General features: G+C 37.3%; 22 protein-coding genes and 1 tRNA gene. 10 read left to right on the top strand and 13 right to left on the bottom strand.

Annotated elements, in window-relative coordinates; genetic code table 11:
• Positions 1 to 267 precede the first annotated feature (267 nt).
• From ACOH2D_RS12935 to ACOH2D_RS12920, 4 genes are all read right to left on the bottom strand, one after another.
• The gene (locus tag ACOH2D_RS12935; RefSeq protein ID WP_348034939.1) at positions 268 to 1560 is read right to left on the bottom strand and encodes a S28 family serine protease; all 1293 of its coding nucleotides are present in this window, start codon (positions 1558 to 1560) and stop codon (positions 268 to 270) included.
• A gap of 320 nt (positions 1561 to 1880) precedes the next feature.
• The gene (locus ACOH2D_RS12930; RefSeq protein WP_449535497.1) at positions 1881 to 2198 is read right to left on the bottom strand and encodes a type II toxin-antitoxin system RelE/ParE family toxin; all 318 of its coding nucleotides are present in this window, start codon (positions 2196 to 2198) and stop codon (positions 1881 to 1883) included.
• On the bottom strand, positions 2189 to 2431 hold the full coding sequence (locus ACOH2D_RS12925; RefSeq protein ID WP_348034940.1) for a hypothetical protein: 243 nt from the start codon (positions 2429 to 2431) through the stop codon (positions 2189 to 2191). Before ACOH2D_RS12925 ends, ACOH2D_RS12930 begins: the two co-directional genes overlap by 10 nt.
• Before the next feature lie 257 nt (positions 2432 to 2688).
• On the bottom strand, positions 2689 to 3300 hold the full coding sequence (locus ACOH2D_RS12920; protein ID WP_449535496.1) for a laminin B domain-containing protein: 612 nt from the start codon (positions 3298 to 3300) through the stop codon (positions 2689 to 2691).
• Positions 3301 to 3651: 351 nt separating this feature from the next.
• Here ACOH2D_RS12920 and ACOH2D_RS12915 point away from each other — a divergent pair, with 351 nt between their 5' ends.
• Entirely contained in the window at positions 3652 to 4107 is a 456-nt protein-coding gene (locus ACOH2D_RS12915; RefSeq protein WP_449535495.1) for an FKBP-type peptidyl-prolyl cis-trans isomerase, read from the top strand.
• Between the two features lie 126 nt (positions 4108 to 4233).
• Here the strand turns inward: ACOH2D_RS12915 and ACOH2D_RS12910 are convergent, their stop codons facing one another.
• The 6 genes from ACOH2D_RS12910 to ACOH2D_RS12885 form a co-directional block, all read right to left on the bottom strand.
• Positions 4234 to 7389 (bottom strand): efflux RND transporter permease subunit, encoded by a 3156-nt coding sequence (locus tag ACOH2D_RS12910; protein ID WP_449535494.1) that lies wholly within the window; start codon positions 7387 to 7389, stop codon positions 4234 to 4236.
• A 78-nt stretch (positions 7390 to 7467) separates the two neighbouring features.
• Positions 7468 to 7767: a DUF190 domain-containing protein gene (locus ACOH2D_RS12905; RefSeq protein WP_348036210.1), complete on the bottom strand. Its 300-nt coding sequence runs from the start codon at positions 7765 to 7767 to the stop codon at positions 7468 to 7470.
• A gap of 14 nt (positions 7768 to 7781) precedes the next feature.
• Complete coding sequence (locus ACOH2D_RS12900) at positions 7782 to 8786, bottom strand: efflux RND transporter periplasmic adaptor subunit (RefSeq protein ID WP_348036209.1); 1005 nt, start codon at positions 8784 to 8786, stop codon at positions 7782 to 7784.
• Complete coding sequence (locus ACOH2D_RS12895) at positions 8786 to 10042, bottom strand: TolC family protein (RefSeq protein WP_449535493.1); 1257 nt, start codon at positions 10040 to 10042, stop codon at positions 8786 to 8788. The genes ACOH2D_RS12900 and ACOH2D_RS12895 overlap by 1 nt, the downstream gene beginning before the upstream one ends.
• A gap of 440 nt (positions 10043 to 10482) precedes the next feature.
• Entirely contained in the window at positions 10483 to 11850 is a 1368-nt protein-coding gene (locus ACOH2D_RS12890) for an ATP-binding protein (protein WP_449535492.1), read from the bottom strand.
• A 167-nt stretch (positions 11851 to 12017) separates the two neighbouring features.
• On the bottom strand, positions 12018 to 12704 hold the full coding sequence (locus ACOH2D_RS12885; protein ID WP_348036545.1) for a response regulator transcription factor: 687 nt from the start codon (positions 12702 to 12704) through the stop codon (positions 12018 to 12020).
• A 184-nt stretch (positions 12705 to 12888) separates the two neighbouring features.
• Between ACOH2D_RS12885 and ACOH2D_RS12880 the strand changes: the two genes are divergently transcribed.
• The 3 genes from ACOH2D_RS12880 to ACOH2D_RS12870 all read left to right on the top strand — a co-directional run bounded on the left by ACOH2D_RS12880 (position 12889) and on the right by ACOH2D_RS12870 (position 16043).
• Positions 12889 to 13638, top strand: a complete 750-nt coding sequence (locus tag ACOH2D_RS12880) for a hypothetical protein (protein WP_449535491.1) — start codon at positions 12889 to 12891, stop codon at positions 13636 to 13638.
• 33 nt (positions 13639 to 13671) lie between these two features.
• Positions 13672 to 15009 carry an MATE family efflux transporter gene (locus ACOH2D_RS12875; RefSeq protein ID WP_449535490.1) on the top strand — a complete coding sequence of 446 codons (1338 nt, stop codon included), beginning with the start codon at positions 13672 to 13674 and terminating at the stop codon, positions 15007 to 15009.
• Positions 15010 to 15086: 77 nt separating this feature from the next.
• Positions 15087 to 16043 (top strand): TerC family protein, encoded by a 957-nt coding sequence (locus ACOH2D_RS12870; protein ID WP_449535489.1) that lies wholly within the window; start codon positions 15087 to 15089, stop codon positions 16041 to 16043.
• A 158-nt stretch (positions 16044 to 16201) separates the two neighbouring features.
• Here ACOH2D_RS12870 and ACOH2D_RS12865 read toward each other — a convergent pair whose 3' ends face one another.
• Together ACOH2D_RS12865 and ACOH2D_RS12860 are read right to left on the bottom strand one after the other, a co-directional pair.
• Complete coding sequence (locus ACOH2D_RS12865) at positions 16202 to 16825, bottom strand: transposase (protein WP_449535488.1); 624 nt, start codon at positions 16823 to 16825, stop codon at positions 16202 to 16204.
• A 216-nt stretch (positions 16826 to 17041) separates the two neighbouring features.
• Positions 17042 to 17117, bottom strand: a tRNA-Phe gene (locus ACOH2D_RS12860).
• A 102-nt stretch (positions 17118 to 17219) separates the two neighbouring features.
• Between ACOH2D_RS12860 and ACOH2D_RS12855 the strand changes: the two genes are divergently transcribed.
• From ACOH2D_RS12855 to ACOH2D_RS12830, 6 genes are all read left to right on the top strand, one after another.
• Complete coding sequence (locus ACOH2D_RS12855) at positions 17220 to 17951, top strand: type III pantothenate kinase (RefSeq protein WP_449535487.1); 732 nt, start codon at positions 17220 to 17222, stop codon at positions 17949 to 17951.
• Complete coding sequence (gene bamG / locus ACOH2D_RS12850) at positions 17948 to 19255, top strand: BamG family beta-barrel-assembly machinery protein (protein WP_348035154.1); 1308 nt, start codon at positions 17948 to 17950, stop codon at positions 19253 to 19255. The genes ACOH2D_RS12855 and bamG overlap by 4 nt, the downstream gene beginning before the upstream one ends.
• Positions 19256 to 19273: 18 nt before the next feature.
• The gene (locus ACOH2D_RS12845) at positions 19274 to 20656 is read left to right on the top strand and encodes a tetratricopeptide repeat protein (RefSeq protein ID WP_348035155.1); all 1383 of its coding nucleotides are present in this window, start codon (positions 19274 to 19276) and stop codon (positions 20654 to 20656) included.
• Positions 20657 to 21223 (top strand): LPS export ABC transporter periplasmic protein LptC, encoded by a 567-nt coding sequence (lptC, locus tag ACOH2D_RS12840; protein WP_449535486.1) that lies wholly within the window; start codon positions 20657 to 20659, stop codon positions 21221 to 21223.
• Positions 21224 to 21520: 297 nt separating this feature from the next.
• Positions 21521 to 22810: a hemolysin family protein gene (locus ACOH2D_RS12835; protein WP_449535485.1), complete on the top strand. Its 1290-nt coding sequence runs from the start codon at positions 21521 to 21523 to the stop codon at positions 22808 to 22810.
• A gap of 603 nt (positions 22811 to 23413) precedes the next feature.
• Positions 23414 to 25561 carry a peptidylprolyl isomerase gene (locus tag ACOH2D_RS12830; protein ID WP_449535484.1) on the top strand — a complete coding sequence of 716 codons (2148 nt, stop codon included), beginning with the start codon at positions 23414 to 23416 and terminating at the stop codon, positions 25559 to 25561.
• A 57-nt stretch (positions 25562 to 25618) separates the two neighbouring features.
• Here ACOH2D_RS12830 and ACOH2D_RS12825 read toward each other — a convergent pair whose 3' ends face one another.
• Positions 25619 to 26533, bottom strand: coding sequence for a GYDIA family GHMP kinase (locus ACOH2D_RS12825; RefSeq protein ID WP_449535483.1), 915 nt, complete (start codon positions 26531 to 26533; stop codon positions 25619 to 25621).
• Positions 26534 to 26675 lie beyond the last annotated feature (142 nt).

The raw sequence follows: 26675 nt of genomic DNA, 5'->3' as shown, positions 1-26675 counted from the left end.
ATTATGTCAACTACCGTTCAAATGAGAAAATTGTTGTTCTGGCCACGCTGTTCGTTAGTGCAATGCTCTTTTCTGGGGTTCTTTCATCCTTTTTCAATTTGCAACTCATGTGTAAGTATTTTGGATATTAATTCTTCCAGTGTAGGTGTTTTGTCCGCTGCCGTTGTTGGTGTTTTCTAACAACAATTTTGCCATTGTTGGTGTTTTTCACCAACAATCTTTAAATAAAACACCAATCAAAAATACCTTTAGATTTATAACTTAACTTTAGTTTCCTATTCTGATGTTTAGCCAACGTTCTAATGCCTTGGTGAGTTTTTCTCTTTCAGCTGGCGTCATTTCAGTAATGTTGGCGGTGCCATGATGTTTTCCTTTCATCATAAACCATAAAGCATCCACTTTATCAGATGGAGGCACCGCCGAAGCTGACCAAGTGTCTAACGCTCCGTAAATATGAACAATTTTATTGCCGTGTTTTGGAAGCCAAGCATTCAGCCCTTTTAATGCTTTATCATTAAAAGGAACTTTCATATGGTTAGGTGTGAAAGCCGCATGCGGATTTTTATTCGTAGGCAACTCGTCTAAAAGTCCTTTAAATTTGCTGGTGTCATAGCCATAATAACCAAACTCGTTAGCCGATTGGTAATAGTGTGACGCGTAATCCGTCATCGACTGATCGCTAAAAAAAGAGATTCCTGAAACTGAGGTCAAGTAAACAAAGGAATCAAATGCCGAAGCGTTTTCATCAGGAATTAAGCTGCAATCTGAACCGTATTGCCAAAATGAAAATGGATATTCCATCACTGAAAATTCGAAGGCTTCTTCAATATTTTGATAGGTAAAGCTTGCTTTTGCACCAATGCTGTAGGCTTTAATGAGTGGTAGGATTTCAGCTTTATTTTCTAAAACATGTCTTTGGAATTTTTCAATTTTCGCACGACAGTCTGCTGTGCCAACCGTATCTAAAAATTTATAAACACGTTGCTCTTCAAACGATTTATTGATAGGGCCAACATAATTGACGCTTACATCAACATCTTCCGGATAAAAATATCTGTAAAATAAAGTTGTTGCGCCACCTTTACTGCGCCCTGTAGAGATCCATTTGGAAGGATATAAATTTCTAAATAGGCTGTTGATATGATGTAAATCCCCAGCAACTTGTTCTAAAGTTAAATATTGATAATCGATTTTGGCAGGATTGCTTTTGCCAAAATACCGATGCTCAATTCGGAGTTGATTAGCATCGATAAAACGAGTTAATTCGTCAATTCTGTTGCTGTTAGCGGTGTAACCTTCCGTTATCATTACGGTGGGCAATTTGAAATCTTTGTGAGACAAATAAGCTCTTTGGTAAAAATAACCTTTAGAAGGATCTTTATGATCTAAAGGTTGTTTGATCTTTAATTCGTAGGCCGCTTCATAATTAGCTGGGGTTTCTATTTTTGTAAAAATGACATCTGGCAATTCATAAAGACGATCTTCCAGTGTTTCTGTTTGCGCATTTATAAAAGAGATGAATCCAAAGATTAAAAATAAGGTAACTATTGATTTTTTCATGAGTGATTTGTAATTGTGAAGAAAATGTTTTTCGTAAAATTAAAGAACTCCTCAGGAAAAACAGGCTGAAAATTAAATTATATCTAAACTTTAATGCTGGCGATGGCTGGTGCAATCATAAGATGTGAATTTGATTGACATATCTATGTCAATAGGTTCTGCTCGGCTGAGATCAAAAGTCTTTATTTTATTTATAATTTGAATATTTCCCGGCTATAATAACCTGATTCAATAAACGCTAACTGAATGAGAAATTCGCGAAGGTTGTGGTAAATAGTAGGATACTAGTAACTGATTTTATAAAGAATTCAGAACTAGAATTATTTTGTTTCTAGGATTTTTTCTGGATCTTGTCTACAATCAAAGACGTTTGCAATTTCAATTCTATTGTAATCAGAATTTATCCAATACACTAATTTATAATTTTTAAAAACCAAATACCTGAACTCTTGTTTTCTGTTCGATAGATTTAATTCGACTTGTCCAATTTCAGGTTGATTTTCTAAATCAATAGTGGTGTCTACAATGCCGTTAATTAATTTTTGGGCTATTCTTTTGCCCGCTTTTAATTTATAATAGGTATAAATGTCATCAAGCTTATCTTCGGCTAATTGTAACCAATAAACCTCTAGCTCCATTTTTGGATTTTGGCTTTTAGGTCTGAGGCTTTAATCATGCGTCCATTTTCCGAATCCTCCATAGCTTGGTCGATTTCAACGTTGTATTGATCCATGCTCATTGGTTTCATGTTTTTTTCAATAAGTTCGGTTTTTCTTTCTCGCAATAATTTTTCCAGCCCGCTGATTATTTCTTCGTTTTGCAGTCTTAAAAATTCTTGAACAAAAGATATTTTGCGGGCTTCTAAATCCATTTTTATAAACTTTTAATCAAAGATACGAATTTATCATTTTCAGTAACTTGTTTTTATAAGTACGATGCGATTGCTTTTGCCAACATATGTTAAAAAAAAAGCCTCAAAATTAAATTATATCTAAACTTTATTGCTAGCGATAGCTGGTGCAATCATATGATGTGAATTTGATTGGCCGTCGGTTTATAGGTTACAATATTCTTGAAAAATGGAGATCTCGAACCTTTCAGGTTTTCAAAACCTGTGAGGTTTTAACTTTATTTTTTAGAAATGATGACATGATCCAAAGCGCCAGTATCTGGGCCGGTTTCAAATTCGCCACGAATTGAAAATTGGGTAATATTGGAGAGGATGGCTTTAATCTCGGCTTCGGTAGCTTGAACTTTACTATTGTATCCACCTTTAAACCAGCCTTGGTCAGCACTGATTTTTACCTCATATTCAGTCCAGTTTTTGCCTGGATAATTTTCTTTATCAAAGATGTATGTAATCTGGTTATTTCCATTTTGAAAAATGATATCATCACTCACAAATTGTCTGGACATTTTAGATTCCTGTAAGAGACTGAATCTAAGTGTGGCTCCGTAAAATTCATTTTTATTCCCAAGATAAGTATCTGGTGCCGTGAAATACCAAACCCCGCCTTGTACGTCATCATCAGCAAATATGTAGCCATCGGTCACACCACCTTCAGTTGCGTAAGATGGCTCTGAAAATTCGCCTTGAGCGTCGCCTGTAATCGTCCAGCCTTCGGTATTTGTTGCGAAGTCACTTTTAATAATATAGTTCTTACTGTTGCAACCTGTGAATATTATGAGGCCAAAAAGACTTAGAAATAAGGGTTTTAAAAAGGTGATGAGATGCTTCATTATGTGTTTTTAAGAGTATAAGTTTGATTTTCAAACATATAAAATAATGATTTATTTAACTAGTTAATTTTTTTTGGTTAATTACCATTTTAAAGTTGAATAAAGTAGTTTTTTTAAGATCATGTTCGAAGGATTTAATAGAAGAAAATATAGAGTAATTGTTCACCTCAATGTTTGCAGAGGATTATACGAAGGTCGTAAGGTTTTATGTTTTTGCGTTCATTTCGATTTTTGGTTGTGTTCCGCGCGTTCAAATTTTATGCTATTTTATCAGTTGAAAATCACAAAATATTTTGGTAGTGTTTATTATTTCGTTACCCCTATATTTGATCCTTTAAAAAATAAATATTTATGAAAAAATACACTTTAATGGTTTTGGTATTTGCCTTCTTAACTTCATGTAGTAAAAGTGATGGCGTTGCAGACTATAAAGAGAAAAATAATGAAGAAATTATAGCATATATTGACCAAAATAATTTGGATGCTCAAAAGAGTGTTTCCGGCTTGTATTATGTTATGGATGAGCCAGGTTCTGGTAAGCAACCAGCCGCAACCTCTAATGTAACCGTAGCTTATAAAGGTTATTTTTTAGACGGTAAGACTTTTGATAAAAGTGATGCTAATGGAATTTCGTTTGGTTTACAACAAGTCATAAAAGGATGGACAGAAGGAATTACTTATTTTAAAGAAGGTGGCAAAGGTAAATTATTGATTCCTTCGCATTTAGGATATGGAAGTCAGGGGCGTCCTGGTATTCCTGGTGGGGCTGTGCTTATTTTTGATATTCATTTAATTTCTGTTAATTAGTGGGAAATAACTTATCACATTAGTTTTTATCTTACTATAGAGCCTTGTTTAGGTTATTAAGACCTTTCAGGTTTTGGCTTCGACAAGCTCAGCCACCAAGAAACCTGAAAGGTCTTTGTTAAGGGACTAGTCTTCATTTCCAACTTCATCTTCATCTTCAATTTCAATTTCAACTTCAGCCGGCTTATTAACCCACCAATACAATGGTGGAATTAATAATGGCGCAAAGAGCAAGGTACTCGTTAATCCTCCGATAATCACGGTTGCCAATGGCCGCTGAACATCCGATCCAATGCCACTGGAAATCGCAGCCGGAACTAATCCGAAGATTGCCAAAATAAGAATGGTCAATACCGCGCGCAACTGTTCTTTTGAGGTTGCCATAACCAAGGTTTTGGTTAACGGCTCTTTGGCCGAGGCTCTATTTAATGCAGACACCAATAACACCGCTGCCATCACTGAGATCCCGAAAATAGATACAAATCCAACTCCTGCAGAAACGTTAAAGTAATAACCTCTGAGCATTAATGCGATGATACCTCCGGCTAAAGCAAACAGAACACAACTGGTTGTGATGAGCGTATCCCTAAAGTTTTTAAACAACATAAACAGGACAACGATAACCATGATTAAGGTCAGCGGGATAGTAAATGCCAACTGCTTTCCTGCACGGGCTAGATTTTCATATTGTCCACCAAATACCAATTCGTAGCCTTTTGGAATTTCAACTTGGGCGTCGATTTTAGCTTGCAGTTCTCTCACATAACCACCTTGATCTCGGCCTTCAATGTTGGCACGAACGGTAACCATACGTTTATTGTTCAAACGGTAAATGTTAGTTTGTCCTTCAACGTAGCCAATATCCGCCAGTTGATCCATCGGCACTAAAGCGCCCGTTGCAGAAGGAATCATCAAGTTTTTGAGGTCGTTCATATTCTCACGGAATTGGGGTAGATAACGCACCACAATATCATAACGTTTGGCGCCATCATATAACACCGAGATTTCTTTTCCGCCTATTGCCGCTTCGATCATATATTGAATATCGGCAACGTTGATGCCATAACGCGCCGCTTGCTCACGATTGATATTAATGGCCAATTGATCTTGCGTGTTTTCTTGTTCAATATTCACACCTTCGCTTCCGTCCATGGTTTGCATAATCTGCGAAATGACTTCTGCTTTTTCGCGCATCATAATCAAATCATCGCCAACGATAGATACCGCTAAATCGGCAGCACTTCCCGTTACAATCTCCATCACTTGGTCAATAATCGGTTGGCCAGACGTAAAGGTGACTCCTGGGAATTCATCCTCCAAATCGGTACGCATTTTTTGAACCAATTCGCTTTTTGAAAGTGTACCACTCCATTCGGCGTAATCTTTTAATCCGACTAAAATTTCGTTTCTATTTGCCGGGAATGGATCGGTGCCATCATCATTGCGTCCGGTTTGTGTAATCACATACGAAACCTGTGGATATTTTGAAATGACCTCGCGGATTTTAGGCGCGTATTTCGCGTTCTCCGTAATCGTTATTCCAGCCGGGAAATTTCCTTGTAAGAAAATTGAGCCCTCATCCAATTCTGGTAAAAATTCAGAACCTAATTTAGTTCCAAACGCAATCAGAATAAATACAATCGCAAATCCAATAGCCACTGTTTTTTTGTAGTGCGTTGTAAAAATATTTAAAGCTTTCACGTACTGATTCTCTAAAAATGTCAGTATAGGATTTTTAGGGTCTTTAAACTTTTTGTCGGGCTGAGACATGGTTTTACTGTAGACATACGAAATGATTACGGGGACAAATGTCAGTGCTGCCACCATCGATCCTAACACGGCAAAGGATAGCGTTAAGGCCATTGGCGAGAATAATTTGCCTTCAACACGCGTCATCAATAGGATCGGCATATAGGCCAAGATGATAATCGTTACGGAGAAAAAGATTTCACGACCCACTTCCTGAGCCGCTGATAAGGTAATGCTCACAATGCCTTCTTGTCGTTGTTCTCGCGTGGCGGTTCGATATTTCCGGATGAGATGTTCGGTCATGATCACGGCGCCGTCTACGATAATTCCGAAGTCAATCGCGCCCAACGACAATAAGTTGGCCGGAATCCCTGTAAATCGCATGATAATAAACGCAAATAACAACGAAAACGGAATGGTTAAAGCCACTACCAACGCACTTCGCACACTTCCTAAGAAGAAAATCAGGATGATAATGACAATACTAACGCCTTCAAAAAGTGTTTTTCCAACGGTACTTAAGGAGTGGTCAATTAAAAAACCACGGTCATAAAGTGTACGGATGGTTACATCGTCAGGGAGTTCGTGCTCTTGCAAATCGGCGATGCGCTGCTTGAGTTCCACCAGAACTTCACTTGGGTTTTCAAATTTCCGAAGTAAAATAATACCTTCAACACCATTGTTCACTTCAATGTTTTCATCCGGAACAGAATAGCCCAAAACACCACTTGGCGGCGGCGGAGCAATTTCGACACTCGCAACATCACTGATAAAAATCGGAACCCCTTTAATCGCCTTTAGGACGATATTCTCAATGTCTTTTTCATTTTTGATGGCGCCCAAGCCATGAACGGCAAAACCTTGCCCACCGCGTTCCATGATGTTTCCACCTGTGTTATGGTTGTTTGCAACGACCGCATCTTCCACTTCTGAAAAACTCAAATCGTATTTACGGAGCTTATCGGGATCGATTAGAATGTGGAACTGTTTTAACGGACCGCCAAAGGTTGTGATATCAGCAACACCATTGGTTTGTAACAAATAAGGTTCGATGACCCAGTCCTGTAAATCTCTTAATTCGGTAGGCGAATAGCTTGGCGGTGCTTCCACCACATATCTGAAAATTTCTCCTACAGCAGTGGAAAGTGGCGCTAATTCAGAGATGACACCTTCAGGTAGCTCAGCACTGGCGAGGCGTTCCATAACTTGCTGACGCGCAAAATAATCGTCCGTATCATCCTTAAAGGTTAGTTGTACGACCGATAATCCAAAGATGGTTCGGCTTCTGCGGTCGATAACATTGGGCACGTCTTGCAATACACGTTCCAGCGGAATGGTCACTTGCTGTTCGACTTCTTCGGCAGCACGACCTTGATATTGGGCCACAACAATCACGTTGGTGTCGGCAATATCGGGATAAGCTTCTATTTTAAGTTCCGTGAAACAATAATAACCGATCCCCATAATGATCAAGCTTAAGGCGACGACCAACGGACGGTTTTTATGTGAGAATATGAGGAGATTTTTAATCACAGGAATTATGATTTATAAATTATAAGTGCTTTAAGCACATTTGATTTTAAATGAGATGACCAAACAAATTGCTAGTTTTTACCAGAGATTGACAGCGTGCGTGACGATGAATCCGCCGCGATATTGTGTTCTTAAAACACTTAAGGCTGCTTTTACTTTTTCTTCGGTATCGATAAACGTGATGTACATGGAGGCTTCATCAAATGAGAATAATTGCGACGGTTGTTTCAGACGGTTATGTCTGCCAAAACCTGAATACCCCATGACTGAAGTGGCACCGGCGATCCCTTTTTCAATGAGTAATTTCATGATAAACTCGTGTAAAGGTCGGACACCTTTGAGTTCGTCTTTATCGATGAATAGTTGTGCTTGTAACATTTCTTAATTTTTTTTTAATATCCGAATGATAAACCTTTGAGTTGTAAAACGCCTTCAATCGCGACTTCATCAGCGCTGGAAATACCGTCAAAAACGATAATTCGATCACCAATTTGTTGACCAATGTTGACTTGTTTACGTTCAAATTCATTTTCGGAAGTTTTAATAAATACATAGTGTTTGCCTTGCACTGTAACCAATGCGTTTTTGTTGACGCTTACATTATGATCGTCACTTAAATCGAAAGTGACCTTGGCGAACATGCCTGATTTCAGTTTTTTTGATGAATTGTTAACCAGGATTCGTGCTTTGATCATCCGTGTGCTATGATCGACAATAGCGGCGATAGCGTCCACTTTACCAGTGAATTCAGTGTTTGGAAACGCGTTGAATTTGATGTCACAGGTACTGCCTTCTTCAATATTTCCAATTTGGTTTTCGGGAATATCACAGATTAAAAATGCCGTTCCGGCTTTTGCTTTTCGCAAGACATCTGGCGTAAACCCTTCAGAAATTAATTTAGATTCGTGTTCAATCAATGCCGCTTTTTCATTGGCAAGTCCACTTTGTTCCATGGATAAAGCACTTTCGGCATCCATCAAATCTTGACCGGTAGCGACGCCATGGGATTTCAAATCTTTGGTGCGCTCCAATGCTTGTCGACGTTGTTTTAAATTGATGTTCGAAATTTGATTGATGCTAATTTGCAATTGCGTCAATTGGGTGTAATGACTTGCTAAATCTGGATTTTCAAACAAAATTAAATTCTGACTAGCGCCTTCTCGAGAAGCGACCACGGTAGCTGCGATAGTGGCAGGCGCCGTAAATTTTGCAGAAAGCGTATCGTTATTTAGAGTTTCTGTTTTGAAAAAATCCAAATGTCCAGCATCTGGAAATTGAATGTTTAAGCCGTCTTGGCTAACGATAGGCGAGGGCCTTTGAATTTGGTCGGTTTTAGTTTCGCTGCCACATGACGACAGTAAAAATAAAAGAAAACCTGTAAAAATTGCGTGCTTCATTATTGTGCTAATTGATTGATTAAACCTGCTGCGTAAAGCAGTTGGATATGGCTTTGACGGTAGTGCTCCAAAGCTTCGTTATACTGTTGTTGCGTTTCTAGCCAGCTACTTTGTGCTTCCAAGAAGTCGATAATGCTGGTGCCACCTCTGAGGTAAGCATATTGCACATTATCTAAAATCGTTTGTGATTGTTCCAATAGCGATTTGTAAGAGGCTATGTTTTCCAACTGAATTTGATGCCTGTCATAAGCCGTTGCAATTTCCGTTTGCAGTTGCGTTTGTAAGGTGTAAAGTTGCTGTTCTGCCTGATCCCTTTGGATATGTGATTTTTTGATTTCGCCTTGATTGCGGTCAAAAAAAGGTAAATCGATAGAAGCTGAGAAACCGAAATGCGGAATTTTATGTTGCGCATTATAGATGACGCCAATTTCAGGTTGCGGATAGGATAGGCTTTTTTGGAGTTTGATATTGCTCTCTGAAACATCAATATATGATTTTGCCGTTTGAATATCGCTTCTGGAGGCTATGGATTGTTCGTGCAATTCTTCTAAAGTCATCAAGGCATACCTTCCGAAATCTTCAGTCGTATCAATTTCAATAGGATCTTGAACGCCCATTAAAAACTGAAGTTCTTTCTTTCGGTTTAAAAGTTCTTGACGTTCTGTGGCGAATTGTAGAGCGTATTGTTTGGCTAATAATTCCGTTCTGAATACGTCGGTTTGCGTTATGACTTGGTTTTTGTAGCGATGCTGATTGGTAATGACCAAGCTGTCCATATTGTTTTTGGCAAATTGAATTAGTTCCAACTGCTTTTGTGCCGTCCATACTTCGTTCCACTTTTCGGCAACTTGAAACAGGATTTCTCGCTCTATTTCTGTGTATTCTTTTTCAGATAATTCCGCACTTTTCAGAGCAACGTCAATTTTATTTTGACGCTGACCCATAATTTGGAACTCCTTTGATAATTGCCAAAGCACTTCACGGTTTTCGGGATTGCTCCAGCCGGTGCCATCAAATTCTGAAGATTTCGCAATCTGAATGTTTTCATTGCTCAATACCAAGTTGGGACGCAATTTTGCGCTTAAGATGTCGCTTTCGGCAATCGCTATATTGAAATGCTCAGATTTCAAAATCGGATTGTTGAGTTTTGCCGTTTTTAGGATGCGCTCTAGCGTGAATTCTGTTTGAGCGTTTACCGGTAGATAAAACGCGATGGATACCGCTAAATAGATTAGTGTTTTAAAAATAAACCTCATTCTGTTTTTTAAGTAAATTCTTGTACAGTATTAATATTGCTGCAAAGATTCACTTCGTTTCTCTATTTGTTGGTTAGAGAACTGATAGAAAAAAATTAGAATTTCATTAGAAGATACAATTTCTCTCGCAGAGGCGCGCAGACGCAGAGAGTTTTTTTGTGAAGAGGTGCGACAACGCTCACGACCGTCATTGCGAGGAGGCACGACGAAGCAATCTGTAAGTTGAAACGCTGAATTTTTGATTAGTCACTATACCTTGCTCGCTTAGTTTGATTCATGAGATTGCTTCGTCGCAATTATGCTTCTGTTTTAATTTAGATGTTTTTTGCTTTGCTCCTCGCAATGACTAAAAAAGTAAATTCTAACTATATATTTTCAACCCTTAACTGTTCTAGTCTTTGTTCTTTATTCTAAAAGCGTAGCGGTCTTGATTCTATTTTTCACCCATTAGGAAAACTAACAAAGAAATCAGTCCCTTCCCCAAGTTTTGAAGTCGCCGAAATTGTGCCTTTATGCAATAAGATTATTTTTTGAGTCAAGGATAATCCAATGCCATTGCCGTCGGCGAACTTCTGATTATCGCCTCTATAAAAAGGTTTAAAAATATTTTTCAAATCAATTTCAGAAATGCCAATCCCATGATCGGAGAATTGCAATTGAATGCTCTGGTATTTAAAAGCAATTGAAACTTTGGAATGATGATCCTCAGAGAATTTACAGCCGTTTTCAAAGAGATTGGCAAAAGCGACTTTTAAGAGATAGGCATTCGCATTAATCGAAATCTGTTCATCATTATCAAAATCAGTTTCAAAGTGAATGTCAATTTTATAATCAGGATTGCCGCGTTGTACTTGTTGTCTGGCATCCAATAAAACTTCATCAATGCGTACAGATTTAAATGAAATTTCCGACGGATCATAACTCGCTTTGGCTATATCCAAAAGGCTATTTGAAAGTCGGACAATTTTTTTAGCATCTTTAAGACTGTTTTCAATAGCGGTTTTATAATCTTCAACATTCCGCTCTTTGTTAATCGATAATTCCAATTCGGTAATGATTGCGGCCAATGGCGTTCGGAGTTCATGCGAAATATTAGAAACGAAGTGTTTTTGAGCATCAAAAGACTGTTCCAGACGGTCTAACATGGCATTAAAGGTCTGCGCGAGTTCGGATAATTCGTCTTTATTGTCATTGGAAGGTAATCGCAAATCCAGATTTGTAGCCGTGATGTTTTTGGCTTTTTCAGCCATTTCGCTAACCGGTTTAAAAGCCTTTTTCGAAAAGAAAACCCCTGCGATATAGATGAATGCAATCGCAATCACAAAAACAAGAACGCTTGTTTTCAATAAGCTATTTAATTTGTTGTAGCCATATTGGTCATAAGAAGTAGCAGTGACCACATAATTATTGCCCTCAAATTCATAGCGCAAGCCAATTACTTGCCAACCTTCTTGGTCGAATTGGATCTCGCCCTTTTTATAGATGTCGTCATTCATGGATTTTGTTTCCTTCACAAAATCAATATCGACAGCATCATGATACAATAGCGTAAAATCCTTGTCATAAATAGCGACTTCAACTTCGTTCAAAACCTGACGATTGCTTCGGTAAATATCTTGAAGTGTCTGCGGGTTTACTTCGGCATTAAAAAACAGATTGGCTTTGGTGATCGCTTCTTTTTTAAGAAGGGTATAAAATTCGCGTTCGCGACTTTCTTGTGTGGAATAGTAGATGATAGCGGCAAAAATCAACAGTATGGTGGCCGTAATCAGCTTAAATAATATGGCGAGTCTCGTTCTTGTTTTCAAAGCGCAACTAAAAATTTATGGATAATTAAATTCGTAATTCTAAAAATTTTAGACACGAATTTCACGAATTTACACTAATCTATTCGTTAGCTGAAATCGCGTAAAATGCGACTATTCATTTCACGAATTAAGTAGACCTCCATTCTGTTTGAGATACCACAGGTTCTTTAGCTGTCTTCCCGTTTCAAAACGAATCCCATTCCTGATTTGGTATGAATGAGTTTGTGCTCAAATTCACGATCGATTTTTTTGCGTAAATAATTTATATAGACGTCAATAAAATTAGTGCCAGTATCAAAATGGGTATCCCAAACTTTGTCGGCGATTTCAGAACGTGATAAAACGCGCTCGGGATTTTGAAGCATATATTCCAACAGCTTAAATTCTTTGGGCGTTAAACTGATATCCTGATCGTTGCGTTTGACCATTTTTGTGTGCAAATTCATTTCCAGATCGTCATAATTCAGAATAACAGTTGAGTTGTTAGTGCTGTTTGCTCTCCGATTCAGTAATGCTCTGATGCGAGCCATGAGTTCGCGCATTTCGAAAGGCTTGACCAAATAATCATCCGCTCCAGCATCAAAACCTTCAATTTTATCATCGGTGGTTCCTAAAGCAGTCAACATGATGATGGGCATATTCGGCTTGGTTTGCCGGATAAGTTTGCACAAATCGATGCCATCCATTTTCGGCAAAATAATATCGGTTATGATGAGGTCATAATCGTTTTGTAAAGCTAATTTTTTACCCGAAACACCATCATAAGCTAAAGTTGGCTTAAAACCTTGCTCTTCCAAACCTCTTTGCAAAAGTTCGGCAACACGTAAGTCGTCTTCTATGATTAAAATTGTCATAGAGACAAATTTACAAAATCCTTTTGCTATAACATTGAAACATAGTAATACTTGATTCAATATTGGTTAACGTCAAAAATATTATTAAAAGTGAAGTTTATTTTAAGTGGATCTTGAAAAGATGATTAGGTTTGTCTTAATCGAAATGACCTGGTATCATCAGGACTTCGCAAAATCTATTCTTATGAAAAGAATGTTATTGTTTCTGAATATTCTTCTTGTCCTATCAAGTTGTTCGAATACAACTTCGGTAATTAAGTCCGAAGACAATCAATGGAAACATCAAAAAAGAGAAAATCATCTCAATAATAGAAATGACTCATCTACTTGGGATATAAAAATGCTTAAGCAGGACCAGCAAGATATCGATTTTGGAGATTCCGGACCTTTTCAATTAGGCGTATTTCCACAGCCTAAATATGACTTAATAGGCAAAGGTAGTTTTAAGGGCGTAGGAGTTGTAGCTGGGCAATTTGAAATAAAAGATCGAAAAATTTTTATGAGAAGCTTTTTCGTTAAAGAGAACTCTTTAAATAAAGCCCGGTTGATAGGAAGAAAAGATGAGGTGTTTTTCCAAATCTTAGTGTTAACAGATACGATTGATAATGTAAATTATAATTTAGCGCATAGTGTTGTTCTGTCAAGAAATCATCCCGATTATTTGGGACAAGGATTTATTAGCACAAAAGATAATCGAATTGACTATGTAGCTTTTATAACTGCTGAAAATAATGCTTATGCGATAGTCAATACACGAATTTTTGATTTGAGTTTCGGTAAAACAATCCTAATTGCGCCACGAAAAGATCAAACTTTACGATCCTTGCAGATTAAAAGTCCTGAAATGTCTTCTGACTCGATAACAAAATATACAGAATTACTTATTAAGGATGAAAAAGTAATTAAGTTTTTTCAAAATAAAGACAATATATAAATACGATAAGTTTTCAGAAAAGTCAATCCATTAATGCAAAAAAGCAATTATATACACATCATCAAATTGGCGATACCAATAATCATCGCTAATGCCTCGGTGCCACTTTTGGGTCTGGTAGATACCGCTTCGATTGGTCAAACGGCATCTGCTGCTGATCTTGGGGCGATTGCTTTGGCGGCGTTAATTTTTAGTTTTGTGTATTGGGGATTTGGTTTTTTAAGAATGGGCACCACCGGTTTTGTTGCGCAAGCTTCGGGAGCCGAAGACAATAACGAATTGCATGCTTTAGTTTTTAGAACTATTTTTCTTGGCGCTGCAATCGGTTTCATTCTTGTCGTCTTACAGAAATTAATTGGCGAGTTCTCCGTCTATTTATTGAGTGCGAGTGATGAAATTAAAGAGTTGGTTAAGGATTATTTCTACATCCGAATTTGGGGAGCGCCCGCTACATTAATTACGTTTTCCTTGTTGGGAACGCTCATCGGAATGGGCTGGACCAAGCGATTGCTTTGGGTACAGTTATTTCTCAACGGATTAAACATTGTATTCAATATCACTTTTGTGGTCGGCTTTGGAATGGGCGTTAAGGGGATTGCACTTGGAACTGTATTGGCAGAATGGCTAACTTTATTTTTTGCTGGTTATGTGTTGTTTCATAAACTAGGTCTGAATCGGCCTTTAGCTCGTGCGAAAGAGTTGAAAACGCAGATTTTATATCCATCCAAGTTAATCGCCTTGTTTAAAGTGAATTCCGATATCATGATTCGTACCCTTGCTTTGTTGAGTGGTTTTGGCTGGTTTGCCAATCAGGGCGCTAAATTCGGCGATCATACTCTTGCCGCCAATCATGTGTTATTACAATTTGTAACCTTGTCGGCTTTCTTTTTGGATGGCTATGCCCATGTGGTTGAAATGCTCGCCGGAAAAGCTTTTGGTGCTAAGGATAAATTGGGTTTCATAAGTCAGATTAAACAATCGACAGTTTTGGCTGGAGTAACGGCTGTTTTTCTTGCGCTAAGCGTATTTCTGTTTAGTGATTCTGTAATTCCTTTGTTAACTAAAGATGTGCATGTGCAAACTATCGCTTCCAACTATAAAAACTACGCGGTGTTTTATATCTTGTTTTCTTTTGTGGCCTTTCAGTTGGATGGGGTTTTCATTGGCGTTACCAAAAGTAAGGAAATGCGAAATGCTACGATATTGGCCTTGATTGCTTTTATTGGCTTAGGTTTGATTCTGGTGCGTTATTACGGAAATGCCGGTTTGTGGCTGTCTTTTATATTTTATGTGGTGGTAAGAGGCGTGGCTTTGGGAGCCTATTACCCGAAAATCCTTAAAGTTTTTGATATGAAAAAAGCAGCTATTTAAAAGCCAATATTTTCCTAATATTGAAAATAAATCGGATGATTTAAAAGTATATTTGCATAACTAAAAACACCATTTAAATGACAGTTTGGATTCTATTTATTATTGGAATAATTATCTTTTTGGCCTTAGATCTCGGCGTATTTAACAAGAATCCACATGTCATCAGCTCGAAAGAGGCCGGAATCTGGACCGCCGTTTGGGTGTCCTTGTCTTTTGCGTTTTCAGGAGTGATCTATTGGTTATATAGTGGGGGCGTGCATATTGATAATCCTGATCAGCTATTACCCCAGGATGCGATGATTAAATATATCACTGGATATCTTATTGAGTTGTCCTTAAGTATTGATAATATATTTGTGATTGCTATTGTTTTTGCTTCCTTCAAAATTCCGCACATATACCAGCATCGCGTGTTGTTTTGGGGAATTTTGGGTGCGGTAGTATTTAGAGGATTGATGATCTTCTTGGGAGTCATGTTGATTCATAAATTCTCATGGATGACTTATATCTTTGGTGCTTTCTTAGTCTTTACCGCGCTAAAAATGTTGTTTACTAAAGATGATCATGACTTTCATCCTAAAGATTCCTTTGTTTTTAAAACGCTGAGAAGGATCATGCCGATTACTACAGATATTGAGAATGAACATTTTTTTGTGAAACGGCGTCATCTTACGGTAGCTACACCTTTGTTTGTGGCTTTGGTTGTTATTGAAGTCATGGATGTGGTGTTTGCGATTGATAGCGTTCCGGCAATTTTGTCAATTACTTCAGATCCATTTCTAGTATTTAGCTCGAATATCTTCGCCATTTTAGGCTTGCGTTCGATGTATTTCTTTTTGGCAAATATGTTGGAACGCTTCGGTTATTTACAATACAGTTTGATTGCCATTTTATCTTTTGTCGGTATTAAAATGTTAATCGTACACTACTTTAAATTCCCAGAATGGGTGTCCTTAGGATTTATAGGTTTAGCGCTTGCAGTTGGGATTTTAGTGTCCTTGGTAAAATCAGAAAAACCGAAGGAAATACTATAGCATGAGAATGTTGGATCAGAAGTTTTGAACGAAGCTTTCGACCAGAAAATTTAAATATTGTTTTAAATGAAAGTCCTGAGTGTTTGCTCAGGATTTTTGTTTTTATACTCTGACCAGTTCGTTTCCTTGCGAATTTAGGTTTTCTGTAGAAATGCTCATCAAGCGTTAAATTTATCATTTACCCAATTTTTAGGATTGTTTTGTATGTAAGTTGAAATGGTATTAAATGATTTGCTATTTCGTATGATGTGTTCGTGATATGATGGTTGCCATGCAAATGACGCATCAATTTTACGTGCATTAATTGTAATGGCCGATTTAAAACCACGAATGATGGACGCCAAATTTTTCAATTGTGGTCCAAATTGGTTTATTGATTGTGATTTCCCTGTAGAGACGCAATGCATTGCGTCTTTAGCCTCATTGCCCATATTATATTCATTTGCACCAATAATTATTATGGCATGAAAATGATTGGGCATTACCACAAAATCAGCCATTAGTAAATTCATATCAGGACGCATTTCAAATGTTTTTAACCATTCTGTTTCTGTAATTCTGCCTATTTCAGATAATTCCATTTTAGCATCACATACATTACCGAAATAGTGAAGTCTATTTTTTGTGTTTATGGTCACAAAATAAGAGGCATTCGAGCCATAATCCCAAGTTTGTAGACGGGTGGATGCTATGCGATATTTGTTTTTGTATTTATCCATATTGAGAGGCCGTTGAGACGCTGTTGAGACGCCGTTGAGACGCAATGCATTGCGTCTTTCCACGTTTTTTCCTTTCCCTTTGGAGTCCCTTTCGATGCGTTTTTATTTATAGGCAATATATAGTATTTATCTTTATGTTTTTACAACTAGCTCTCTGTGAGATGGTTATGAATCTCGAGTGGTGATGGGTTTTAGGAGAAACTATGAGCATTTTTAAAAATCCCCAAAAACCAAAAGTATTAAAAACCAAAAAACCCGAACATAAGTTCGGGTTTTTTCTGGTGGTGCCTCCAGGAATCGAACCAGGGACACAAGGATTTTCAGTCCTTTGCTCTACCAACTGAGCTAAGGCACCAGTCGCTTTAAACGAGGATGCAAATATAGAAGCATTTTTAATATTCGCAAAAATAAAAGATATAAAAATTGCTTTTGTAATTTTGCAGCTTTAAGTTTCGATATGAATTTAATTATAGATGTAGGGAATACGCTGTTGAAGATTGCTGTTTTTCAGGAAGATAAACTCTTAGAAAAAATGGTGGTTGAGGTTTCTGCGTTTGAAAACACCCTTAAAAAAATTTTCAAAAATTATCCAAAAATCGATAAATGCATGCTCGCTTCGGTGGGAAAATTGCCTAAACAGGTCATTATTGACCTCCAAAAAAAGCATAAAACGCTAATTTTGGATGCAAGTTTGAAATTTCCGTTTTATAATTGCTATGCCACACCAAATACTTTGGGCGTGGATCGGATGGCACTTGTAGCGGGCGCAGTTAAACAGTATCCAAACCGCAATGTATTGATCATTGATGCCGGCAGTTGCATTACTTACGATTTTATAACCGATCAAAACGATTATTTAGGCGGTGCTATTTCTCCAGGAATAAGATTGCGTTATAAGAGTTTACATAATTTCACTGCAAATCTTCCGTTATTAGATACCGAGATGCCAAAAAACATCATTGGAGACCGTACTTCAGAGGCAATTCACTCGGGTGTTATGTATGGGGTAATCAAAGAAATTGATGGGGTCATTAATGAATATAAAGACAAATATTCAGATTTAACAGTTATTTTAACAGGAGGCGATGCCAATTTCTTGTCAAAGCAATTAAAAAATAGCATATTTGCCAACTCGAATTTTCTTTTGGAGGGATTAAACTTTATTTTAGAATATAATACACACTCATGATAAAAAAACTTGTAATAGTTTTCATCACCGTTTTTGCAATTCAAGCGCAAGCACAAGACGGCACAGCATCTCCTTATTCATTTTACGGCATTGGAAATTTAAAATTCAAAGGAACAGCGGAAAACAGAAGCATGGGAGGCTTGAGTGTCTTTACGGATAGTATCCACGTCAACTTCAGCAATCCTGCTGGTTATGCTGGGAATAATCTTAAGATTTGGAATAATGAAAGTAGGCCGGTTGTATTTACGGTTGGCGGAAGCTCAAGTAATTTAAGCCTTAAATCAGATGGTGGTAGTCAAAACGCTAACTCAACTACATTTGATTATTTGGCACTTTCTGTTCCAATGGGGAAATTCGGACTAGGGTTCGGGCTCGTTCCATATACTTCAGTGGGCTATCGGTTAGAGAATTTAAATGCTGCTGGTGAGGTTGATCAACGCTATAAAGGCGATGGTGGACTTAACAAAGCTTTTGTGGGATTAGGGTATGAAATTATCACTAATTTGAGCATAGGTGTCGATGCGAGTTATAACTTTGGAAACATCCAAAATAGTGCACTTCAATTCAGGTATCAAGATGGTCAGCCCTTGCAATACCATACGCTTGAGAATAATCGTTCTGATTTAAGTGGTATCAATCTAAACTTCGGGTTGAGCTATAGGACGATGATTACTAGTAAGCTAGAGCTCACCACAGGCTTGACTTATATGCCGAAAAGCACGATTAAATCAGAAAACAAACGTGCATTCTCTTCGGTAGTTGCCGATCCGGCAGTAAATCAGGAAGTCGTAATAAGTACGATTGAAGCTGATTTGGAAAGCGACAATTTAAAAACTACAGATTTGACTTTGCCAACGATGTTCTCATTTGGTGCAGGTATTGGTAAGCCGCAAAAATGGTTCGCTGGCGCTGAATATTCTTTACAAAAAACGAGCGAATTTGGCAATCCAATCTTTACCATTGGAAATGCGAAATATGTAGATGCTTCTGCAGTTGCAATTGGTGGATATTTTATCCCAGATTATAATTCATACTCAAGTTACTTAAAACGAATTGTTTACCGAGCAGGTATGCGTTTCGAACACACAGGGCTGGAGATAAATAATGAGGCCATAAATGAGTTTGGCATATCTTTTGGAGTGGGGTTACCAGTAGGGACAGACTTCTTCTCAAATGCCAATATTGGGTTTGAGTTCGGTAAGAAAGGGACAACTAAAGCAAATTTAATTCAGGAGAATTTTATGAATTTGCAAATTAGTTTATCTTTAAACGATAGATGGTTCTTAAAAAGAAAATATAACTAACAGGATAAATTTAACAACATGAAAACACGGGTTACTTTAATATTACTTGCTTTATTCTTGAGTTTCAATGTGGGTTTTGCCCAACAGGATGAAGAATGCATGATCAACATAACTTTAATGAGCGATTATGCTAAAAGCAAAAGGTTTGATGAGGCTTATGAGCCTTTCATGAAAGTGCGTAATAATTGTCCTAAATACAGTTATGCAACTTATGCCTACGGCGATAGAATACTAAAGGACAAAATTGAAAAAGCAACCGGAGCCGAGAAAGTGGCATTCATCAATGATTTGATGAAACTTTGGGACGAAGGTCTTGCAAATTTTCCCGACAAATATACAGCAGGCGGCAATCTTCAAGATAAAGCGATGTTGAAATATGATTACAGAGAGGCTTTAGGCTATGGCAACAAGCAGGTATATGATGCCTTTGATGAGCTATACAAAAAATCTCCTGAAAGTTTTACAAATCCAAAAGGCTTGTATGTTTATTTCTCTACCATCGTTGATATGTTTGAAGCTAAGGAAGTAGAAGTTCAAGATGTCTTTAATAAGTATGATGATGTCATCGATAAAATTGGACAGGAAGTTGACAACTACACTCAAATGTTGAATCCACTTGTTGAAAAAGAAGAAGCTGGCGAAACCTTGGATGCTAAAACTGCACAATACAAGAAACAGTACGAGAGCTATTTGGATAACTATGAGAAGATCTCAGGAAGTATTGACAGCAAATTGGGTATACTGGCCAATTGTGAAGTGTTGATTCCATTATACAAAAGAGATTTTGATAAGTATAAAGATGATTCTGTATGGTTGAAACGTGCTGTAAACAGAATGTTTAGCAAAGAATGTACGGACGATCCTTTATATGTTGATTTGGTAAAAGCTTATGATGCTTCTGCGCCATCTGCAGATACAAAATACTTTGTTTACAATTTGTTGATGAAACAAGGAAAAGAAAGAGAAGCTAAACCATATTTGGATCAATCTTATGATCTTGAAAAAAACCCATTGAAAAAAGCAGCTTTGGCGATGCGATTTGGTAAAAGTTTAAGAAAACAAGGTAATTTAGGTGCGGCGAGAAATTATTTCCAAAAGTCTTTGGAGTTGAATCCATCTAATGGTAGAGCGCACATTGAAATTGCTCAAATGTATGCGGCGAGCGCAAACAGCTGTGGAGATGATCACTTTAGCAAAAGAGCCGTATTCTGGTTAGCTGCTGCCGAAGCAAGAAAAGCAGGAAGAGTTGATGGTAACTTAAAATCGTATGCTGACGGTGTAGCTGCAAATTATGAAGGTTCAGCACCTACCAGAGCAGAAATATTCTCTAAAGGTAATGGTGGCGAAGTCATAAAAATTGGATGTTGGATTGGTTTAAGTGTGACCGTTCCGAAAATATAAATGAAACGAAAAACATCATATAGTTTAATAAACATAGTCACAGCGTTTGCTGTGACTATGTTTTTTTCATGTAAAAACAACTTTAAGGAGGTGCAGCAAATAGGTGTTCTGCAAAATGAACCTATTGGTATTGCTAAGGATATGAATCTGAAATACACGGATTCCGGACGTCTTAAAGCAAATCTGATCAGTCCTAAAATGTTAGATTTTTCAAATAGAGACTTTTCGTATAACGAATTTCCAGAAGGGGTCACGCTTTACCTTTTTGATGAAAACGATAAAAAAAGCACCATCGTTGCTGATTATGGTGTTGTCTATAACAATACCGATTTAATTGATTTAAGAGGCAATGTTCGGATTACAACAGAAACCAAAGACAGTATTTTTGCAGAACAACTGTTTTATGATCAAAAGCGCGATTGGGTATTCTCCAACAAGCCCATAAAATACGTGTCTCCTACCAAAATAGTTACCGGAAATGCCTTCGACTCTAACCGTGATTTTACAAGCTACGGCATCAGCGAGGTCACCAGTACGGTTTATTTAGATGATGATTCGTCTTTATAGACTTCTTTTTGATCTATAACTAGCAAGATCCATCGCAAATCAATTTTTTAAATTTTACGTTCAGATAAATAATTGGTTATCTTTGTAGCTAAATTAAAATTACCCATGCAAACGGTTCAAAAAGTTATTCAGTACGCTTATTTATTCATCGCTGTCTTTTTTATTTACGAGTCAGTAAGATGGTGGAATGAAGATAATGGCAAAGCAATTATGCTTCTAGTATTTGCGCTCTTAGCAGTTGGAATGTATTTTTTCAAAAAGTTTTTCAGAAGAAAAATGAAAAACAACCAATAATTTATGGACGGTAATGCACTTATCATTATTCTGTCCCTTATTTTATCTGCTTTTTTTTCAGGTATGGAAATTGCCTATGTATCTTCCAATAAGATCCATATAGAAATAGCAAAAAAGCAAAATGATTTTCTAGCAAAAACCCTTACAAAGCTTACGGCTAAACCCTCTAAATTTATTGCGACCATGCTTATTGGAAACAATATCGCATTAGTGGTTTATGGGTTTTTAATGGGGCAAAAACTGGTGCAATGGTTTGCATCCATGGTGCCAACCGACTATGGTTTTTTGAATTATTTGTTGACCGATTTGAGTTTGTTGACTCAAACTGTTTTGTCAACCTTACTTATTTTGATTACTGCGGAGTTTTTACCGAAAGTCTTTTTTCAGATTTATGCCAATTCACTCCTTAAAATATTGGCAGTGCCTGCTTATTTTTTCTACGGATTGTTTTCTTGGGTTTCGGATTTTGTCATTTGGATTTCAAATATGATTTTGAAACGTTTTTTCAAAACCGGAGGAGAAGATGTGCAATTGGTAATGACGAAAGTGGAGTTGGGCAATTATATCAGTGAGCAAATGGAATCGGTTGAAGAACATGATGAAGTGGATAGCGAGATACAGATATTCCAGAATGCCCTTGATTTTTCAGACGTAAAAGCAAGAGAAGTTATGTTGCCGCGAACTGAAATTATTGCGGTGGACATTAGTGATTCTATTAAAAATTTGAATGCTTTGTTCACTTCTTCCGGATTGTCCAAGATTTTGGTATATAAAGATTCCGTAGATGAAATTGTAGGTTATGTGCACTCTTTTGAATTGTTCAAAAAACCTAAGGATATTAAATCTATAGTCATGGGTGTGGAGTTTGTTCCCGAAACCATGTTGATCAAGGACGTGTTGAATGTGTTGACCAAAAAACGAAAAAGTATTTCTGTGGTTATTGATGAACACGGCGGGACTTCGGGGATTATAACTGTTGAAGATATTATTGAAGAGCTGTTTGGAGAGATTGAAGATGAGCACGATACTATTGAATTGATCGAAGAGAAAATAGATGACTACAATTATAAGTTTTCCGCGCGATTGGAAGTTGATTATATTAATGAAGTCTACAAGTTGGATCTCCCAGATTGTGAGAATTATGAGACTTTAGGTGGATTGATCGTTGATGAAACCGAAGAAATTCCACACGTCAATGATCAGGTTCAAATTGGGCATTATCTTTTCACCATTTTGGATGTCTCCACTACTAAGATTAATTTGGTGTCGCTCAAGGTCCTTGATGAGGATTAGTTTTTTTTAGTCTTCAGTCTTCAGTCTTCAGTCGGCAGTCGGCAGTATTCAGTATTCATTGGGCAATCATTCTTATTTAAAAATCAGGAATCTTCTTTTTTAACTTCGAATGTCTGGTCTGCAATTGGAAACATCCGTCTTCTGTCATAAATCAAAATCTGCCAATCTACAGTCTTCGGTCTTCCGCCTCCGCTAAAGCTTCGGGCGGGCAGTCTTAAGTCTTCAGTGTTCCGCTCGCAGTCAGCAGTCTTTCCACCCGCGCAAAAGCATTTAAAGGGAGAGCATTCGGTGTTTAAAGGCCAATTGCTATTTTTTGGCTGTTTTCATTGTCAGCTTTAAATGTGTAAAGGGGAAGGCGATATTTTTAGCCTTATCGATTATCTGTTATCAACGTGTACATCCGTCATCCGTCTTCTGTCATAAATCAAAAATCAAAAATCGCCAATCAACAATCAATAATCTTCAATCTTCAATCTTTTTCCCCTAAAAACAGTTCAAACAGCAAACAATTCAATATTAATTTAATAAAATAGAGTTCTACTTTTATTATTTGATAGAAATTGGTATTTTCGCGCACTTATATTTTCTAACATATACAATAAAATGGCAGTTTTAAATAAAATTAGGCAACGTTCTATTTTCCTTATCGCAATTATCGCATTGGCGTTATTTGCTTTTGTGCTTTCTGACTTGTTCCAAAACGGTAGTGCTTTTGGTAGTTCACAAGACACTATAGCGACTATTAATGGCAACGAAATTAAGCGTGAAGAGTTTATGAACCGCGTTGAAAATATGCAACGTCAATTGGGGCCTGGTGCCAGTACCACACAAACTATGAATAGAGTTTGGGATCAAGAGGTCAGACGTGTTGTAATGGAAGAACAAATTGAAGGTTTGGGTCTTACGGTTGAAAAAGATCAAATGAGAAACCTTTTGAGAAATAACTTTTCAGACTTTCCTGAATTTACCAATGAAGTTGGCATGTTCGATGAAAATAAATTGAATGAGTTTATCGCCAATTTAAAAGCCATTGCTCCTGAAAGAGCGCCACTAGGTAACTTCCAAATCAATTATTTCGAGTGGGTTAATAATGAAGCTTCAATTGCGATTGGAGCGCAGGAGCAAACTTATTTTAACATGATCAAAGCTGGTGTTGGTGCAACGCTTGCTGAAGCAAAAGTAGAATACGAAGCTGAAAGCGCTAATGTAGATGTGAAATTTGTAAATGTACCTTACACTTCAATATCAGACAGCTTGATTAAAGTATCAAAATCTGAGATTTCAGATTATATCAGCAAACACAAAAAGAGATTTGAAGTTGAGGCTTCAAGAGATATCAACTTTGTACAATTTACCGAATCTGCATCACTGGAAGATGAAAACGCTGTAAAAGCGAACGTAGCGGCAATGTTGGACACTAGAGTAGAATACAATGAAGTGTCAAAATTGAATGATACTATTGTTGGATTAAAAGCGACTAAAGACATTGAAGGCTTTATCAACGCAAACTCTGATGTAAAATACACGAATACTTATGTGACTAAATCAAGTTTACCAGATGTGGCACAGGATAGTATTTTCAAACTAAGTGTTGGTCAGTATTATGGACCATACAAAGACAATGGGATGTACAAAATCACTAAAGTGGTTGAAGAGAAATTCATGCCAGATTCTGTAAAGTCAAGACATTTACTAATTCCTTTTGTAGGTTCACGTGCATCTGACGAAACGACAACGCAAACAGAATCGCAAGCTAAAGCTACTGCTGATAGTTTGATGAATGTCATTAAAGGTAACCGTTCGAAATTTGCTGACTTATTAGATTTTTCTATCGATAAAGTAAGTAATGAAAAAGAAGGTGTTTTAGATTGGTACACCTACAATTCTATGGTACCTGAATTTAGAGATTACACGTTTGAAAACAATAAAGGTGATATCGGTGTTGTGAAAACTGACTTTGGTTTTCACGTTGTTGAAATCTTAGATCAAAAAGCTAAAACGCGTATGATTAAAGTTGCAACGCTTGCCCAAAGAATTGAGCCTTCTGAAAACACGATTGATGATGTTTTCAACAGAACTTCAAAGTTTGAAATTGCATTACAGAATAAAGATTTCCAAGATGTGGCGAAAGAAAACGATGCACAAGTTAAGCCGGTAAATAATATCAAAGAACTTGATGAAAACATCCCAGGATTAGGTGCTCAAAGATCTATTGTACGTTGGGCTTTTGAAAAAGGCACGAAAGTTGGAGATTGCAAACGCTTTTCAATTCCTGGAGTAGGTTATGCTGTTGTTCAGGTTTCAAGTATCAATAAAAAAGGATTAATGACTCCAGAAGCGGCCTCAGCAACTGTGATTCCTGAAATTAGAAAAGAGAAAAAAGCAAAAATGATTCGTGAGAAAATTTCTGCTTCAACTGTGGAAGCCGTTGCTCAAAGTCAAAATGTTTCGGTATCCACTGCAAGTGCAGTCAATATGAAAAATCCAACACTTTCTGGCGCAGGTTTAGAGCCTAAAGTAGTAGGAACAGCATTTGGATTGAAAGAAGGTCAAACTTCTAAATTAATTGATGGTAATAAAGGTGTGTTTATGGTAGAGGTTACTAAGAAAACCGAAGCGCCTAAACTTGATAATTACACCGCTATTGTTAACAGATTAAACATGATGAAAATAAATGCAGCACCATCACAAGCATACGAAGCTTTAAAAGTTGCGGCAGTTATTGACGACAATAGAGCTACGTTTTACTAGTGAAACATAAGCTATACTAAATAAAAAAGAGGTCTTAAATTTTTAAGACCTCTTTTTTTATAATATCATATCGCGATAGGCGATGGTCGTCTCAAATCCTTTGTCTTTAAAATAGTGTTGTGGGTTTCCTTCAGATGCCACCAAAATAAAATCACCTCCCCAAGCCCCAAGACTTTTGATGCTGCCCTTAAAATCTTTAAAAAGCAGTTCCTTGACAGGTGTCTGCTTAATAATGTCGGCTATAATTCTTTCATGGCTGTTTATTAAAGATTGAAAGCTCTCTAAACTCGTACAACTTATCATTTCATTGGTAATGGCATTAACTTCAGAAAGCGCCAAGTTACTGTTGCGCTTATTCTTTTTGTAAGTGGCAATGCCGTCTCTACTGTTCTGCTTTTTATTGAGAAACACAAAATAGAGCTGGTCTTTAAACTCCGAATCAAAATCGCATTCGACAATGGTTCGACCGGTTTTATCAAGTTGATAGGTTATTGGTTTGTTATGACTTGCACAGGCGATGTCATAACCACTTCCACCAAAAGTGTCTGCTAATAATATATACGGATCAATATTTGCCCATTGTGCTATATTATTTATTAAAGTAGATGACGTGCCAAGGCCCCAATTTCGCGGGAAATCCAAATGGGTCTTTATTTTGAAACCTATTTCTTGATCTAAGAATGAGGCATTCTGTCTTTTTGCAGCACCGAGGATTTCTAACAATCGATTAATAATAGGGTCATCCAGATCATCCAAAACTTGAAATCCATCTCTTATGGAAAGATTAGCTTCAAACCATAATTTATCGTCTTGATCAAAACTTTCCCATTTTAATTGCCCTTTTTCAAAGGACTCCACAGTCAGTGATTGCCCGTATTTAGTAGGAATGGCTAAGGCAAGTGCGCCATCTAAAACGAGATATTCTCCTGTAATGAGTAATTTTCCGTTGCTATAGAATTTTTGAAGTGTCAATTGGTTGGGTATGTTTTATAGTTTTCAGTTTTCAGTCATCCGTCTTCGGTCATCCGTCCTCTGTCATCCGTCATCGGTCATCCGTCCTCTGTCATCCGTCTTCGGTCATCCGTCCTCTGTCATCCGTCTTCGGTCATCCGTC

The sequence above is a fragment of the Gelidibacter sp. genome, from assembly GCF_053579655.1.
The sequence above is the reverse complement of the archived record's forward strand: the minus strand, read 5'-3'. Positions and strand labels throughout refer to the sequence as shown.